Source organism: Lysinibacillus sp. EB106-09-02-XG168 (genome assembly GCF_058791475.1).
In genome coordinates, this window is record NZ_JBYTDN010000003.1 from 3,962,233 (window position 1) to 3,976,651 (window position 14,419).

The 14,419-nt window shown below is 35.7% G+C and carries 18 protein-coding genes and 1 riboswitch; of the genes, 10 read left to right on the forward strand and 8 right to left on the reverse strand.

Annotation, left to right across the window (positions count from 1 at the left end; all coding sequences use genetic code 11):
- The first annotated feature begins 125 nt into the window (after positions 1 to 125).
- Positions 126 to 812, forward strand: a complete 687-nt coding sequence (locus AC3WSO_RS20130) for a ZIP family metal transporter (protein WP_492534429.1) — start codon at positions 126 to 128, stop codon at positions 810 to 812.
- 40 nt (positions 813 to 852) lie between these two features.
- On the opposite strand, the gene AC3WSO_RS20135 is transcribed toward AC3WSO_RS20130, so the two are convergent.
- Positions 853 to 1,881, reverse strand: coding sequence for an S-layer homology domain-containing protein (locus AC3WSO_RS20135; RefSeq protein WP_492533211.1), 1,029 nt, complete (start codon positions 1,879 to 1,881; stop codon positions 853 to 855).
- Between the two features lie 546 nt (positions 1,882 to 2,427).
- On the opposite strand from AC3WSO_RS20135, the gene AC3WSO_RS20140 reads away from it, so the two are divergent.
- Positions 2,428 to 3,327, forward strand: coding sequence for a 3-hydroxyacyl-CoA dehydrogenase (locus AC3WSO_RS20140; protein ID WP_492533213.1), 900 nt, complete (start codon positions 2,428 to 2,430; stop codon positions 3,325 to 3,327).
- 107 nt (positions 3,328 to 3,434) lie between these two features.
- Here AC3WSO_RS20140 and AC3WSO_RS20145 read toward each other — a convergent pair whose 3' ends face one another.
- The 3 genes from AC3WSO_RS20145 to AC3WSO_RS20155 form a co-directional block, all read right to left on the reverse strand.
- Positions 3,435 to 3,635: a hypothetical protein gene (locus tag AC3WSO_RS20145; RefSeq protein WP_492533214.1), complete on the reverse strand. Its 201-nt coding sequence runs from the start codon at positions 3,633 to 3,635 to the stop codon at positions 3,435 to 3,437.
- A 3-nt stretch (positions 3,636 to 3,638) separates the two neighbouring features.
- Complete coding sequence (locus AC3WSO_RS20150; protein WP_492533216.1) at positions 3,639 to 4,223, reverse strand: sigma-70 family RNA polymerase sigma factor; 585 nt, start codon at positions 4,221 to 4,223, stop codon at positions 3,639 to 3,641.
- A 144-nt stretch (positions 4,224 to 4,367) separates the two neighbouring features.
- A complete protein-coding gene (locus AC3WSO_RS20155; protein WP_492533217.1) occupies positions 4,368 to 4,556 on the reverse strand; it encodes a thioredoxin domain-containing protein in 189 nt (62 codons plus the stop codon).
- 284 nt (positions 4,557 to 4,840) lie between these two features.
- On the opposite strand from AC3WSO_RS20155, the gene AC3WSO_RS20160 reads away from it, so the two are divergent.
- The 3 genes from AC3WSO_RS20160 to AC3WSO_RS20170 all read left to right on the forward strand — a co-directional run bounded on the left by AC3WSO_RS20160 (position 4,841) and on the right by AC3WSO_RS20170 (position 5,609).
- Positions 4,841 to 5,014 carry a YvrJ family protein gene (locus tag AC3WSO_RS20160; RefSeq protein WP_016993736.1) on the forward strand — a complete coding sequence of 58 codons (174 nt, stop codon included), beginning with the start codon at positions 4,841 to 4,843 and terminating at the stop codon, positions 5,012 to 5,014.
- Between the two features lie 49 nt (positions 5,015 to 5,063).
- On the forward strand, positions 5,064 to 5,198 hold the full coding sequence (locus AC3WSO_RS20165) for a S8 family serine peptidase (protein WP_492534430.1): 135 nt from the start codon (positions 5,064 to 5,066) through the stop codon (positions 5,196 to 5,198).
- A 192-nt stretch (positions 5,199 to 5,390) separates the two neighbouring features.
- The gene (locus tag AC3WSO_RS20170; RefSeq protein ID WP_492533218.1) at positions 5,391 to 5,609 is read left to right on the forward strand and encodes a hypothetical protein; all 219 of its coding nucleotides are present in this window, start codon (positions 5,391 to 5,393) and stop codon (positions 5,607 to 5,609) included.
- Between the two features lie 49 nt (positions 5,610 to 5,658).
- Here AC3WSO_RS20170 and AC3WSO_RS20175 read toward each other — a convergent pair whose 3' ends face one another.
- Positions 5,659 to 6,156, reverse strand: coding sequence for a GNAT family N-acetyltransferase (locus AC3WSO_RS20175; RefSeq protein ID WP_492533220.1), 498 nt, complete (start codon positions 6,154 to 6,156; stop codon positions 5,659 to 5,661).
- 114 nt (positions 6,157 to 6,270) lie between these two features.
- Here AC3WSO_RS20175 and AC3WSO_RS20180 point away from each other — a divergent pair, with 114 nt between their 5' ends.
- Both AC3WSO_RS20180 and AC3WSO_RS20185 read left to right on the forward strand, forming a co-directional pair.
- Positions 6,271 to 6,843 (forward strand): DinB family protein, encoded by a 573-nt coding sequence (locus AC3WSO_RS20180; RefSeq protein ID WP_492533221.1) that lies wholly within the window; start codon positions 6,271 to 6,273, stop codon positions 6,841 to 6,843.
- Positions 6,844 to 6,884: 41 nt separating this feature from the next.
- Complete coding sequence (locus AC3WSO_RS20185) at positions 6,885 to 7,220, forward strand: CHY zinc finger protein (RefSeq protein ID WP_492533222.1); 336 nt, start codon at positions 6,885 to 6,887, stop codon at positions 7,218 to 7,220.
- Positions 7,221 to 7,426: 206 nt separating this feature from the next.
- On the opposite strand, the gene AC3WSO_RS20190 is transcribed toward AC3WSO_RS20185, so the two are convergent.
- Together AC3WSO_RS20190 and AC3WSO_RS20195 are read right to left on the reverse strand one after the other, a co-directional pair.
- Entirely contained in the window at positions 7,427 to 7,720 is a 294-nt protein-coding gene (locus AC3WSO_RS20190) for a hypothetical protein (protein WP_492533223.1), read from the reverse strand.
- 367 nt (positions 7,721 to 8,087) lie between these two features.
- Positions 8,088 to 8,936, reverse strand: coding sequence for a pyridoxamine kinase (locus AC3WSO_RS20195; RefSeq protein WP_492533224.1), 849 nt, complete (start codon positions 8,934 to 8,936; stop codon positions 8,088 to 8,090).
- Between the two features lie 190 nt (positions 8,937 to 9,126).
- On the opposite strand from AC3WSO_RS20195, the gene AC3WSO_RS20200 reads away from it, so the two are divergent.
- Both AC3WSO_RS20200 and AC3WSO_RS20205 read left to right on the forward strand, forming a co-directional pair.
- Positions 9,127 to 9,678 (forward strand): ECF transporter S component, encoded by a 552-nt coding sequence (locus tag AC3WSO_RS20200; RefSeq protein ID WP_492533226.1) that lies wholly within the window; start codon positions 9,127 to 9,129, stop codon positions 9,676 to 9,678.
- Between the two features lie 327 nt (positions 9,679 to 10,005).
- Positions 10,006 to 10,446: a cell wall hydrolase gene (locus AC3WSO_RS20205; protein WP_492533228.1), complete on the forward strand. Its 441-nt coding sequence runs from the start codon at positions 10,006 to 10,008 to the stop codon at positions 10,444 to 10,446.
- A gap of 186 nt (positions 10,447 to 10,632) precedes the next feature.
- Here AC3WSO_RS20205 and AC3WSO_RS20210 read toward each other — a convergent pair whose 3' ends face one another.
- Positions 10,633 to 12,279, reverse strand: a complete 1,647-nt coding sequence (locus AC3WSO_RS20210; protein ID WP_492533230.1) for a DUF2075 domain-containing protein — start codon at positions 12,277 to 12,279, stop codon at positions 10,633 to 10,635.
- 231 nt (positions 12,280 to 12,510) lie between these two features.
- A riboswitch (SAM riboswitch) is annotated at positions 12,511 to 12,618 on the forward strand.
- Positions 12,619 to 12,724: 106 nt separating this feature from the next.
- Between AC3WSO_RS20210 and AC3WSO_RS20215 the strand changes: the two genes are divergently transcribed.
- On the forward strand, positions 12,725 to 14,008 hold the full coding sequence (locus AC3WSO_RS20215) for a Na+/H+ antiporter NhaC family protein (RefSeq protein WP_492533231.1): 1,284 nt from the start codon (positions 12,725 to 12,727) through the stop codon (positions 14,006 to 14,008).
- Positions 14,009 to 14,419 lie beyond the last annotated feature (411 nt).

The window sequence follows — 14,419 nt, forward strand, 5'->3', positions numbered from 1 at the left end:
TTAATAATGAATACAAAGGACCTTTTTCTAGAAACGTACGATTATCATATTCAGTTCTACTTAGCATATATTTTTTAAAACGGCTTAAAGTATATAGAGAGTGGGGAGTTTTGCAGTTGGGTGCAATGATACTTGGTGGATTTCTATTTTTTAGTGCTAGCATCGGAGGAGCCCTTGCTTGGGTATTCTCTAAGCTATTCAAACATACAACCCATGGATTATCATTATTATGTGGAGGATTTTTAGTTGGCTTACTTGTTCTAGACGTCATTCCTTCTTCTTTTCAACTATACAAATCATTTGGCCTTTTACTCGGCATTTTGATAGGCTATTTAATATTTCAAATACTTAATAGTATATTTCACAATTCTCATACACAAAATCCCTCTGTATCGTTACTTGCAATCGCTATAATTATCCACACTATTCCGATGAGTCTTACTGTCGGACAGTTATTAGGAAACGCCGCATTAAGTATTACAATTACAGCTTCTATTATTCTACATCATCTTCCCGAAGGCTTTGCACTTTCAACAGCATTACTTTCACAAGGAGAAAGGCTATGGAGGCTTCTTATCTATTTTATCGCATTTTCGATTTTCTTTAGTATTTTTATACAGATAGGCCAATATTGGGTGTTATCTAATAAGGCACAAGGAGTTCTAATGGGCATATCGATTGGATTAATCGCAACCGCAAGTATTTCGGAATTTATTTTGCACCATTTTCGGTCAGTCACACGAAAATCCTTTGTAGCATTTATTTTATTAGGCTATTTATTAAGTCACTTATTTCATATAATGGTAGAATAAAAAAGCAATCCACCTAATATTGTGGATTGCTTCTTTTTAATTACTCTTCTTCACCAACTAACATTAATGTTAGTGTTAAGATTTTCGAGAATTGTGCACGTGTAAGATTACCTTTTGGATTAAATTGACCGTTTGCTCCATCAATAATACCTAATTGCTTTAATAATCCTATTGATTCAACCGTTTCCTTGCGCATTTGGTTTTTGTCTGTAAATGGATTGTTTTTGCTTACTTTACTTACATCAACTTCCATTGATTCTAAGTATCTTGCTGTTACATATGCCATTTCCTCACGTGTAACAGGTTTATATGGTTCAAAATTAACACCATCAAAAATACCGATTAAGCCATACTCCTCTAAAATCGCTACTTCTTTTGCGCCTGGGAATTTAGCTAAATCCTTATATGTAGCAGGACCTTCATAATCTTCATTCACATCTAATCCAGAAGCACGGAAAATCATAGAAGTTAACTGTCCGCGTGTTACTTGGCCATTTGGATTAAATGTTGTAGCAGATGTACCTTTAATAATGTCAGCTTGGAAAAGTAATTGGATGTAGCTCTCAGCCCAATGCCCGATAGTATCAGTAAAATAACCACCTGGTTTTAAGTCTAAATTTTCTTCGCTAATTGATGCTATAAAATCATTCATATCTTCATTACCTAAAGCTTGCCATTTTCCTTCAGAAAAAACTTCTGCTTTGAATGAATTTCCAGATGGAATAAATTTCATTTGAACAGAATCACCGAAAAGCTCTTTAAATTCTTTTTGTTCCTGTGCACTCATTTCAGAAGATTGCATTAGTGCTTGTAAGGATAGCTTTACTGTAAGACTATCTTTTGTTGTTACTAATGTCATATCTTTATCTTCATATGCTAACTTAGCAAGTAAAAACGTTTTGTAAACATCTTGGTAGGTCATTACCTTTACTTGATTAGTCGCTGCGACTGCCTGTTTCGGATGGATAATACTAGCAATATCTACATTTTCTTGTGCATTTGCTTGTAACCCAAACCCTCCTGTAAAACATGCAATACTAAGTGCGCCAGCTAAAAGTGTCTTTTTCATTATTCTTACCCCTTTCAATTCATAAATTCAGTTTACTAAAACAACCGTTAGAAAATCTATAAAAATATGTAAGTTATTCAAAATTATAAGAAAGTCCTATTTGTCAAACCATAAAAAAATACTAATACTTCCTGTAAACTCAGAAAATAAAATAGGTAGTTTTTTCAATAAACCCAACGAAAAGTATCATTATCTCTCATTTACAATAAATATCTTATAATAAATATAGTTTAGATTTTTATTTGATTTACGGAGAAAAGTACCAACTATATTTTTTATTACACAGGTACAAAGTCCTGCATCATACATCAGATACACTATTCGAAATGCTTACTACAAATTCAGTCCCATTTAGTTGTAATTTAAAAGGTAAATGAAAAAATGCAACTCTCTTGAGCTGCATTTTTTTATACTTTCGGGAAAATTAATTCAGTGTAGCATTCTTTTTATCATTATACTAACTGAGGCAATTATTTGATTTTTCAAAATTGAAAGGAGTAGTATGGAGTTGTAATAAGGAAAAAAATAACAAAGGAGGAATTTAGGATGAATTACCAAAATATTATGGTTGCAGGTAGCGGTGTTCTAGGTAGTCAAATTGCTTATCAAACAGCTTTTAAAGGATTTAATGTAACAGTATACGATATTAATGATGAAGCATTAAAAAATGCACAAGATCGTATTACAAAATTAAAACCGTTATACCAAAAAGATCTAGGAGCAACTCAAGAAGAAGTAGATGCTGCTTATGCACGCTTATCATTTAAAAGTGATTTATCGGAAGCCGTTGCAAATGCTGATCTTGTTATTGAAGCGATTCCAGAAGTTATCAAAATCAAAACAGAGTTTTACACAAATCTTGGTAAAGTTGCCCCTGCTAAAACAATTTTCGCAACAAACTCTTCAACTTTATTACCAAGCCAATTTGCAGAAGCAACTGGTCGCCCAGAGAAATTTTTAGCGCTTCACTTTGCAAATACAATTTGGAAAAACAACACAGCCGAAATTATGAAACACCCAGGCACTGATATGAACGTATTCGATGAAGTCGTAAAATTTGCGCTTGCAATCGGCATGGTTCCACTACCGTTATATAAAGAACAACCAGGCTATATTTTGAATTCATTACTAGTTCCATTTTTAGATGCTGCTGAATCACTATTAGTTAAAGAAATAGCAGACCCAGAAACAATCGACAAAACATGGATGATTGCAACAGGAGCACCACTAGGTCCATTCGCGATCCTTGACATTATCGGTATTAATACTGCGTACAACATTGTAGAAGCGAAAGCCGCTGCTACTAATGATGAAAGCTTGAATAAATTAGCGAACCTTTTAAAAACAAAGTATATCGAAAAAGGCAAACTAGGCCGAGCATCAGGCGAGGGCTTCTATAAATATCCAAACCCAAACTTCGAAAAGCCTGATTTCCTAAAAGGCTAATCCATTAATATACGATGTACATAGTATCTTTGCTATGTGCATCGTTTTTTTCAAGGTGTCGGAATTTAGGTTGCCGGGTCGCCACTCGAAACAACCGAGTATAAAGTTCACGAGAAAAAATCCCAAAAACTAGGTGCTTCCTGAAATTCTACTGTTGCAAGCTTTTCTATAATTTTCAATTTAATTTCTTGTTCCAAGTCTTCTCTTTCCTGAAAGTCTGTATTGTGTAAACATTGTTTTATTTTCGGTATAAAATTCTCTATAATCGTTAGCGTCTCTTCATTGTATCTATTTTCAAATATCACCATTTATTATTCCCCCTTTTTGTTGAGTGTAGTTTTCAGTTTATTTAAAGCCTTCCGATGAAGGTTTGATATATTCTGAGGTGTAGTTTGTAATGTATGAGCTATTTCTTTTATAGAAAGCTCTTTAACATAAATCATCTCTAATATTTGAAGCTGTTTAACCGTTAATTTTTGCAAAGACTTTAATAGCTGTTCATCTTCAATATTGTCTAATAATCCTCCATCAACTATATGATCCAGTTTGGTTCCAACGCTTACATCTTCTATTAGCTCTTTCGCGGCCGTGCCACCTTCTTCTGATAAGCCTTTATCTAAAATTAATAAAGCACGATTTTGCAGCCTTCTCCTTTTTTTATCAAAATCTAAGCTAAAGAAATAAATTAAATTGCTGACATATTTGATCTTCCTAACATTTATATAGTGCGATTGGAAAGATTCATCGACAAGTTTCTTATTATGATCGGTTGGATATAAGATCGCCTTTTGCACCAAATAAAGATTATTGGAATCCGACAAAAAGCTTTTTATGATTGGATTGTTAACCTGCTCATTATTTCTATAGAAGAATTCCTCTATTTTTTGTTTCTCCATTTAATATCCCTCCAATATATCTGCCTTCTTTCTATTTAAAGTGAATGTTGTATCTATATTATAAACCAAAACAAGAACAAATGTTCTTAAAAAGAATAAAAAAAACCACCTTTTATACAAAAAAGGTGATTGTATCCAACTCATTCAACTATCTAATATAGCTTTTATTTTTTCTGGCTGATAACCAATTATTCTCTCTACTTTATTATCAGCTACTAATAAAGTAAATGGGATAGCGCTACTATTAAATTCCTTAAACTCCTTTAATACATGCTCTTCATTAATATCCTTATTAATATAAGTAATATTATTTTCCTCTAACGATTCCTTCAACCTAACACAATATTAACATCCATCGCTTGAATATACCGTTATATCATACTTCATCTTAGAGACTTCCTTTTTCTATAAGAGAACTAAAACATAAGAATTGAAACCAAGGCGAAATAATATGTTTTTACTGAAAGGTTGTTTTTATTACTGAAAGATCCTCTTTTCATAGTACAGGTTCAATTTTGGTGATATAGGCAAGGGTCTGCAAAACCTTGATCCTCGGTTCGAATCCGAGGGTCACCTTATATTACTAATTTGGAGTAAGAGGGAGGGTGATTTACATTATGACACCAGAAAATGTGCCAATTTGGATTAGCCTAATAGGAAATTTTGGATTCCCTATTGCCATTACAGTCTATCTATTCATTCGCTTTGAAAGGAAAATAGATAAATTAGAAGCGGTCATCATGGAGTTATCTGAAGTTATTAAATCTCTTAATTACAAAAAAGGAGGGTGATCCACATAAAAATTGAAAAATTAATGGCCTGTTACTACCTGGGGAAAATATTTTATCTACACATTTAAACAGTGGTTATGTAGAGTTGACCGGACCCTCTATGGCAGCGCCTTTTGTTGCTGGTACCGCTGCTCTTATTATAAAGATGATAAATCGTTCTGAGCCACATTTAATTCCTATGTAAGCGTATGATTACTTATTGTCGCATGGTCTCCAATTGGGAAACTTCTCAAACAATCAGGTTGGAAATGGTATTCAATTGAAATAAACAGTGTTAGCACCCTTGAATGTAATCAATACCAGAAGCTGAAATTCTTTATCACAATATTTTTTTAAGCATACTATACATCAATAAGAGGATCGATTGGAGGCAATTATGTTTAGCAACAATAAAATTGCATCGACCAATATCGTGCTGTCAATTTTACTCGTTCTAAGTATCACCTATTATTATTTTTACAATCAATCACCCATACAAATTGAACGATTAGGTCATTTAGGGTTTTGGTTAGCATTTCCATTATCGATAATTAATATAGTACTAAGTTTGAAGCTAATGAAAAATCTAACGGGCAACATTAGGGGCTTATCATAAAGAATATAAAACTCCAAATAGCTTGGTAAAAAGCTATTGGAGTTTTTCATTAAAGAAACAAAACCATATAATCCTCATCAAAATATTGCTGATCTATTTTTAATGCCTTCTTCTCCGTTCCAAAAACCTCAAACCCTAAAGAGGAATACAGTCTCTTCGCTGAAGTATTCGTTGACACAACCGTTAGATTAAGCTGCTCAACCTCCCCTAACTCTTTTGCCTTGTTAATTACTTCGACCATTAATTGCTTGCCAATGCCAAGTCCACGCTTTTCGGGAGCAACATAAACAGCATAGATACCTGCTTTATGCTTTAGCTTAAGCATACTTTCCTGAACTAACGTCGCAACGCCCACTAATTCTTCTTGCTCAAATACCCCTATCGTATAAGAACTTTGTGATTTTAATCTGCTGGCAATCAGCTCGATTGGAGAATCCTTCTCCTCCTCAAAGCTAGAACCAAATGCCTCTGGATTATTTTGTAATCCCTCTAATCGTAATTTCCGATAGGCCTTAGCATCTGTAGCTGTTAAACGTCTACTATTCATCCATCCCCCTCCTCCGATATTTCTTATTTTTATGACAATTATAAATAATGTTTCATGTACTTTCATCATAAAGTTTCCTAAAATAGGAATAACAGCATAAAGGAGATTCCAAAGATGAAATCGAACAATATGGCGCATCATTTTCATACATTACAAGAGCAGCGAACTCACTACCTACCTTGTATTCAGTCACTCTCGCAGAAGCAACTATGGCATCGCGAGAAAGAAGATAAATGGTCGATCGGTGAACATTTCTATCACCTTTATCTCATCCTAAAAATGTTGAAAACAGTAACAAAATTTTCATTACTACTTACCCCTTACGCGAAAATGCGGAGAAACAAGCCATTCGCCACTGAAATACATGATATTTACGACGAGTATAAAAGCAAAAAAGGACGAGGCATGAGTGCTCCAGGAATATTAGTGCCTCCCTCTAAAATACGTTTTACGCTGGACAGTGATGAGATAGAGCAATTACTAATAAATGAAACGAGCGCAATGCAAAAATTAATAAATAATATAGAGGAGGATATTGCCGGGCATATTGTCTTTCCAGACCCAATAGCCCACTACCCTAATCTTATTCAATCAATCCAGCTACTTGCCATCCACGAAAAGCATCATTTTAAAATGATGGCGGAGCAATATAGTAGATTGATTGTGTCCAGCGAAGTGTTAACTTAAGAAAATTATGTCCAGTTCATTTAAGAAAAGAGGTTAAAACTATGATTATTCTTGGAAATGTTATTGATGATCAAGGAAGATGTAAACACTATTCTAATAAGCAAGATACTATTTCAATAAAATTCAAATGTTGTGGAGAGTATTACCCTTGCTATAAATGTCATGAGGAAAATTCAAATCATAACATTCAGCCTTGGAATAAAGAGGATTTTGATGAAAAGGCAATATTTTGTGGCGTCTGCAAAAAGGAATTAACGATTCATGAATATATGAATAGCACAAACTGTAAACATTGTCATACTCTTTTTAATCCAAATTGTAGTAAGCATTTTCATATATACTTTGGGACGGATCATAATTCTTCATGTAGTTTTTAAAAATATGTATGTTCAACATGTCTAAATAAAGCGTTTAGCAAAGCCTTTTAAAAAGTTAGTTTCTTCTTTTATCTTTGAGGAAGAATGCCCGTAACCATCAATCATGGCTACGGGCTGTTTACCATTTTCTAGATTTAGAGAGATAGCATGCTGAGGTCCAGTCGAAAACTACATAAAAAAAGAACCGAAAAGATTCGATTCGACTTTTATTCAAACATTCCTATACTGAGCTCCCTACAAAATGATTCTATAGAGTCACGCTCTTCTTTTGGCAATGCTTCGTACTCAATCAGATATTGTGCTGAAAGATCTTCTAGCTCCTTATAACTGACGTCTCTTGTCAGGACGATTCCATTTATCTCATGAGCCAGTTCGTTTGCTGCCACAATATCCGTAAACGCAAAGGCCTGTTCTTCATCATCTGTGAATGATTGAAGGTCTATTTCGCCCTGGTAATAGAGATCATTTACTTGCACTACGTAATATCTAATTGAATTCATTATACACCTCCCCAATTCATGATTTTAACTTCTTTCAGCAGGTGTTTGGACACCCGCTGAAAGAAGTTAAAGCCTCCGGCGGATGTCACGGAATCAGAATGGAGTTCTTAGAGGATGTTAGCCTAAGATCATCGCATCCACGATAACGGCTAACTGACCTGCATCGGTAAAAACGCCACGTCCTGTGGCATTACCGAAATGTCCGACATCGTGTCGGCCCTCGTGCAGGCCTAAGCACAAAGTCGATTCCGGACGCAATTATGCGGAGGCATAATTGAATTATTTCCTTTTCACAAAAAATCCATCCCCCGTTAAGTAGAAGACGTGAAGTATAGCTGTACCACCAATTAACGTATTAAAAAGATATCTAAAGGAGCATTCGTAAAAATTTTTCGAAATTCACGCCTGCTTCGCGTGGAATTTGCTCCTTTGACGTAGCTTCAATTGAAGCGGCTAAAAACGTCTCAGCAAGCTTCATCGATTCAACTAAATCCTGACCGCGCATCATGCCACCCATAATGACTGATGCAAACAAGTCACCTGTGCCTGAATAGCTCTCACCGTTGTATTCCCGGATGCTAGAAAATGAACGTTCTGCATCGACATACATATTGCCTACATAGCGCTTGTTCGTATCTGCTGGCGGCGGATTCAAACCGGTAATAATGACATTTGCCCCTGTCGTCTGCTGTAGCTGCTTGCCCGCTTCCTCTAACGTCTGAAGATAATCTGCATCAGCTTGATAACTTTGTAACTTCTCGTATGACAATCCCGTAAGCAAGCAACATTCTGTAACATTAGGCGTAATAATGTCTGCACACTTCGCTAGCGCTTTCATACGATCAAGCAACTCGCCCGTATACATTTTATACACCTCGCCCAAATCGCCCATGACCGGATCGACAAGCAGCTTCGTTTCACTTGCGTGGAACACATTTAAAAATCGAAAAATATTATCGATTTGCTCCTTCCCTGTCACAAAGCCTGTGTGAATGCCATCAAAGGTCGCGCCAAGCTTGCTCCACTCATCCACAAAGTAATCCATCTTTGACGTTAAATCCTCGCAGTAAAAACTCGGATACCCTGTTTGAGCAGTTAAAATCGCAGTTGGTAGTGGCACCGCCTGAACACCCATCACTGACAGCACAGGCATCGCGGCCGTTAACGAACACTTCCCAAAGGATGACATATCTTGAATTACAGCGACTTTTTTCATCATACTCCCCACCTAACTAATCCTGCTTGTACTCTCTCCATCGTATCACAATTAGAAAGATGCGAAAATGTGCATATTTATAAAAATTCAAACTGACCTTTAATATTTTTATCAAATTGGCACTTTTACGATAGTCAGCCCTTTGCTAAATTAAAATTATCAAAAAATTCATCCTAGTGAGGACATGCAAATGCAAACAATACAAAGTCGATCCTATACAAAACCACGCACAAAAACATTTGATTTGGTGATTACGTCCATTTTAGCAGCACTTGTTTTCGTCGCTACAATGTTTATTAATATTAAGCTACCATTTGGGCAAGGTGGCCTTATTCACTTAGGGACATCCATGCTCTTAATTACGTCGATTTTATTCGGTCCTAAAAAAGGAGCACTTGCCGGAGCAATCGGAATGGGATTATTCGATATCGTAGGTGGTTGGTTAATTTGGGCGCCAACTACAATTATCTCCCGCGCACTACAAGGCGCCATCGTTGGGAAAATCGCTTGGTCTAATGGACATAAAGGCGACGATATCCGACTAAACATTTTAGCAGCAGTTGTTGCTATGCCCGTTATGATTGGAGTTTACTATATCGGGCAAGCGATTATGTTCAAAAGCTGGGTTGCCCCGATGGCATCCATTCCAGGAGACATCATCCAAAACGTTGTCGGTTTAATTATCGCGATTCCAGTATGTATCGTGATGAAAAAAACACCGTACTTTAAAAAGAATTTTTAACTTCTTTCATCGGAGGTCATTCGCTGCAATATAGGAACTCAGTCTAAAAACACCACGTCCTGTGGCAACGACTGAGTGACCAACATCATGTTGGCCCAAAGCCTCCGGCGGGATGTCACGGAAATCGGAAAAGAGTTCTTTGTGCTAGCACAAAGCCGATTCCGGACGCAATTATGCCAAGGCATAATTGATTACTACAAAGTAAACACGCCATCTTGCCGTTTTATCAACAGCACAGATGGTGTGTTTTTTGGTTGTCGTACCATTTAGATTTTCAAATGACAATAATGAAGGCTTATTTTCATACTATATGGTGGAGGTGAAAAAATGCCAAGAGTAAAATATATAGATTCTGACATTGGCTTGGTGGCAAGGATGATGAGAGCGGAAGCGGAAGGCGAAGGAAATCAAGGAATGCTATATGTTGGCAATGTCATTGTGAATCGTCTTGTAGCAGAATGTCCAGACTTTAAAGATTTAAGAACCATTAATGATGTTATTTATCAGGTACAAGGAGGAAATTATTCTTTTGAAGCGGTTCAAAAAGGGAATATGTTTTACCAAAGAGCACGACCTAATGAAAAAAGATTAGCCAAACTGACACTGGATTATTGGAGAGAACATCCAGCGAAATTCGCACTTTGGTACTTCAATCCATACGCACCATGTCCTCCAACCTGGTACGGTCAACCTTTTACTGGTCAATTTAAAAATCATTGCTTCTATGAACCAGCGCCGGATACATGTGAGAGTGTTTATCGGGGATAGGGAGTCATTTTAATATTTTTTTCATCAAAAAAGAAATCCCACGGAAAAGGCTACACCTTTTCCGTGGGATTTTGTGTGATAGGCTAATAACTAGAAAATAGTAACTGATTATATAAAGCTCAATAGCGTATGGTTCCTCTACCATACCTATTGAGCTACTTAAATTTGTCTTAGTAAAATATATGATTACTTTTTCATGCTTTCAGATTGAAGTTCTAATAATTTTTCTCTTAGTACTTCATCACTAGCATAAATATATAATCCTTCAATTCCCCGTTTCATAAGCACATTCATGGAATTTAGAATAATCTTTTCTTTTGCTTGTTTAACATTTTCTATACCTTCAATTCCTGCAAATGCACCTACATCTTTGTAATTCTCAGGTTTTATAACTAAACAATCGGATTGCTTGTCGTATGTTATAGATGGTCCTAGGATTACACCCACATAGTTTAAATCGAAGCCCTGAATTGTATAAATGGAGCCTGCTTCTTCTATAGTGGAGCCCTTTTCTGCCCAGGTGTATTTCCCATCTGTTATGTTCCATGGAATTTTATAATTGCCCTTATCTTCCGTTATATAATAAATACCGCCGTCTTTCTTATGTAAATAATCAAATGTTGAAACAACTCGACTCAAACCACCATCATTATTCTTTTCAATAATCGCTTTATGCATTTTTTGTAAAGAATCAAATATCGTCAGCTCATACTCTTTATCGTTAGGAATAGGAGAAATCTTTTTATTTTTAAAATGGTCAATCCATTCAATTACCTCTTCGTTTGCTCTCATACGGAATTGATTTTTTAGTTCGTATTTCTCATAATCACTTTGATGCAATAAAGCTTCCAAAGTAGCTTCCTTCCAAAAGCTTTTAAGTTTCAATACTTGGCTTTCATCATAAACAACTACAACGATTTTCGCCAACTTCATAAGCTCTTCAAGCTGATTATTGTCTGTAAAATTATTATATGTGTCTGGCCTAGTTAACAATAAATGTCCTTCATCCACTAAAATAATGTCAGCCTTTTCGCCTGATTTTTTTAGACGATTAATTAAAGGTGTAGGTCTATCAAAATTTTTAGCTTTTAAAAATTTTAATTTAGAAGCTATAGTTTTATATGTTTTGAGCATTTCATCATGATTAACAACCAAATAATTTTCTGAACCACATAAATGTGATGTAACATCTGAAGACAGTTCCTGTATAGAATTAAATATAGAACTTAACACCACACTTTTACCTGTCCCCGCTTCACCTTGAATCAAGAATAAAAATGATTTATCTTCTTCTGAACGAGAAATGTTTTGCTCGCAAATTTCAATAACTTTTTCCTTTAACTCTAATTGTTCTACTGACAACTCCTTAAAAGGTGAAAGCTTAAAAACATCACGGTTTTCAATTACATGCTGTTCATTATTAACAATCCCTTGATCTACTAGACGTTCCCAAATTCCTTTAAAAATATCACGGTCATAAAACTTTTTATTGTAGTAATTATGTGAAATATTATTTACCGTTTGGCTCTTATTTTGTAGCTTATATTTTTGGTCTCCTAGAAAATAATTAATAAGCTTCGTCTCTAAATGAAACGTAGCAGAACGATTAAACTCCTCATGATAGATTAAATGCATCTCATCTAATTTCTGACGTTCCTTTGTTTTTAAATGTGCACGCATTCGATTTTTGAACGCTACTGTTTCCCCAATATAAGCCTCTTTTTGATCCTTTAAAAGATAAATGACTGGATAATTTAAATAGCTCTCTGTGTTATTGATACTTTTTAAGCTTTTTTCATTAAATGGCCATGTATTAATTTCAACTGTATTCACCTTAATGCCACCTTACTTACGATATAGATAAACTTATTTTAGCATATTATTGAAACTAGTTTGTTTTGCTGTTAAATCAGAATCTGCGTATTAGTATTATGATTGAATAGCCCTATTTCAGTGCGGACTGTATTTCCTGTTACTTTGAAATAAAGTTTAATTAAAAAATGTTGCAAATATAGATGTTTTATTATACTATTTCATTATTGTGCAAAAAATAATATGTTTTTCTTCTTATCAAGAGAGATGGAGGGACTGGCCCTATGAAATCTCGGCAGCGGAACTTTGTATTTAAGTTACTGTGCCAAATCCAGCAAGCAATGGCTTGATAGATAAGAGGAGTGTTTTATAGATATAAGACCTCTTCTTGTTTTCAAGAAGAGGTCTTTTTTTAGAGAAAAATGGACAAAGACGTATCCATTTTTTAATTTTTGGAGGTAGAACAATGAAGAAAGAAAATCCATGGGCGCTAATCCCATTTGTTGTTTTTTTAGTTTTATTTATTGGTTCAGGGGTTATTACAGGTGATTTTTATGCCTTCCCTGTCATTGTAGCCATTGCCATTTCGGGCGCTGTGGCTCTGGCAATGAATCGAAAAGAATCGTTTTCGAATAAGGTTGATATTTTTTGTAAAGGCGCTGGTAATTTAAATGTCATGCTGATGGTTGTTATTTTTCTATTGGCTGGAGCCTTTTCAGAGGTAGCAAAAGGCATGGGGGCAGTAGACTCCACTGTTAACTTTGCTTTGTCAGTCATTCCACAAAACCTGCTTGTCGTAGGCTTGTTCATCATAGCCTGCTTTATCTCCCTATCAATGGGGACTTCGGTAGGAACAATTGTTGCTCTGGCGCCAATTGGAGTTGGGATAAGCGAGCATACCGACTTTTCTATGGCTTTAGTAATGGCGGCGATTGTTGGAGGTTCGATGTTTGGCGATAATTTATCCTTTATTTCAGATACAACTATTACTGCAGTTCGTTCACAGGGCGCACAAATGAAAGATAAATTTAAAGTGAATTTTTGGATTGTGTTGCCGGCAGCTATAGTAACGAGCATTATTTTAGGGGTTATCACAATGGGTGATACTACCGCACAAGTAGAGCATTTAAGCTATAGTTGGGTAAAAATTGTTCCCTATGTTTTGGTTATTATTTTTGCGCTAATTGGAATGAATGTTTTCCTTGTTCTTGCATTCGGGATTGTTCTGGCCGGGGGTGTTGGCTTAGCGGATGGCAGCTATCAGTTAATGGACCTTTTCCAAAAGATTGGCGAAGGAATGTCAGGCATGTATGAAATGGCATTTCTTGCAATCTTAATCGCTGGAATGGTGGAAATTATTAAGCTTAACGGAGGAATTGACTTCCTACTTCACCTTGCGACACGAAGAATTAAATCAAAAAAAGGTGCTGAATTTGGGATTGCAGGTCTTGTGGGCCTAACTAATTTATCTACGGCCAATAATACAATTGCTATTTTAATTGCTGGTCCCCTTGCAAAAAATATTGCTGACCAGTATGGGATTGAGCCAAGAAAGTCCGCAAGTATATTAGATATTTTCTCCTGTACGGCCCAAGGTCTTCTGCCATACGGAGCCCAATTCCTAGCAGCCGCAAGCGTTGCGGGAATATCGCCAGTGAGCATGCTGCAGTATTCTTTCTACCCGATTTTGATAGGAATTTGTGGGATTATCGCTATTTTAATTGGATACCCGGCAAAAAAGAAAGCCTGAACTTAATCAACATTGAACTTACATTGAAATAATCCAATCGTTTTGACAAAAAGATTCTCAAAACGATTGGATTTTTTAATTGGGGCTATTCGTTTAAAACAGAAAACGAAAGGAATTTATCCATTCCTTCACTCTCATTATTCATCTATACTTAAAGCCGCTGTTATGACTGGGTTTTCAAGACCACTCTATGTATGGAGACGGCGGGAGTCGAACCAACCGTCTCAAAGTACTGATATATCAATAGCTGCGGGGGCAATTGAATTTTTTGACTACGCTTTTGACTACGTTTGATAAAAAATACGTTGCGGGGGCATTTTTGATGTTTAACATATTATAATATAAATCTCATTCTCCCTCTAAATACATAAGTTTATCTAAATCAATCCAAAATAACATTTTTGTAACAGA

Coding starts and splice junctions, on each gene's coding strand:
- AC3WSO_RS20130 (WP_492534429.1), top strand. CDS start 126: ATGATACTTGGTGGATTTCTATTTTTTAGTGCTAGCATCGGAGGAGCC.
- AC3WSO_RS20135 (WP_492533211.1), bottom strand. CDS start 1,881: ATGAAAAAGACACTTTTAGCTGGCGCACTTAGTATTGCATGTTTTACA.
- AC3WSO_RS20140 (WP_492533213.1), top strand. CDS start 2,428: ATGAATTACCAAAATATTATGGTTGCAGGTAGCGGTGTTCTAGGTAGT.
- AC3WSO_RS20145 (WP_492533214.1), bottom strand. CDS start 3,635: ATGGTGATATTTGAAAATAGATACAATGAAGAGACGCTAACGATTATA.
- AC3WSO_RS20150 (WP_492533216.1), bottom strand. CDS start 4,223: ATGGAGAAACAAAAAATAGAGGAATTCTTCTATAGAAATAATGAGCAG.
- AC3WSO_RS20160 (WP_016993736.1), top strand. CDS start 4,841: ATGACACCAGAAAATGTGCCAATTTGGATTAGCCTAATAGGAAATTTT.
- AC3WSO_RS20170 (WP_492533218.1), top strand. CDS start 5,391: ATGTTTAGCAACAATAAAATTGCATCGACCAATATCGTGCTGTCAATT.
- AC3WSO_RS20175 (WP_492533220.1), bottom strand. CDS start 6,156: ATGAATAGTAGACGTTTAACAGCTACAGATGCTAAGGCCTATCGGAAA.
- AC3WSO_RS20180 (WP_492533221.1), top strand. CDS start 6,271: ATGAAATCGAACAATATGGCGCATCATTTTCATACATTACAAGAGCAG.
- AC3WSO_RS20185 (WP_492533222.1), top strand. CDS start 6,885: ATGATTATTCTTGGAAATGTTATTGATGATCAAGGAAGATGTAAACAC.
- AC3WSO_RS20190 (WP_492533223.1), bottom strand. CDS start 7,720: ATGAATTCAATTAGATATTACGTAGTGCAAGTAAATGATCTCTATTAC.
- AC3WSO_RS20195 (WP_492533224.1), bottom strand. CDS start 8,936: ATGAAAAAAGTCGCTGTAATTCAAGATATGTCATCCTTTGGGAAGTGT.
- AC3WSO_RS20200 (WP_492533226.1), top strand. CDS start 9,127: ATGCAAACAATACAAAGTCGATCCTATACAAAACCACGCACAAAAACA.
- AC3WSO_RS20205 (WP_492533228.1), top strand. CDS start 10,006: ATGCCAAGAGTAAAATATATAGATTCTGACATTGGCTTGGTGGCAAGG.
- AC3WSO_RS20215 (WP_492533231.1), top strand. CDS start 12,725: ATGAAGAAAGAAAATCCATGGGCGCTAATCCCATTTGTTGTTTTTTTA.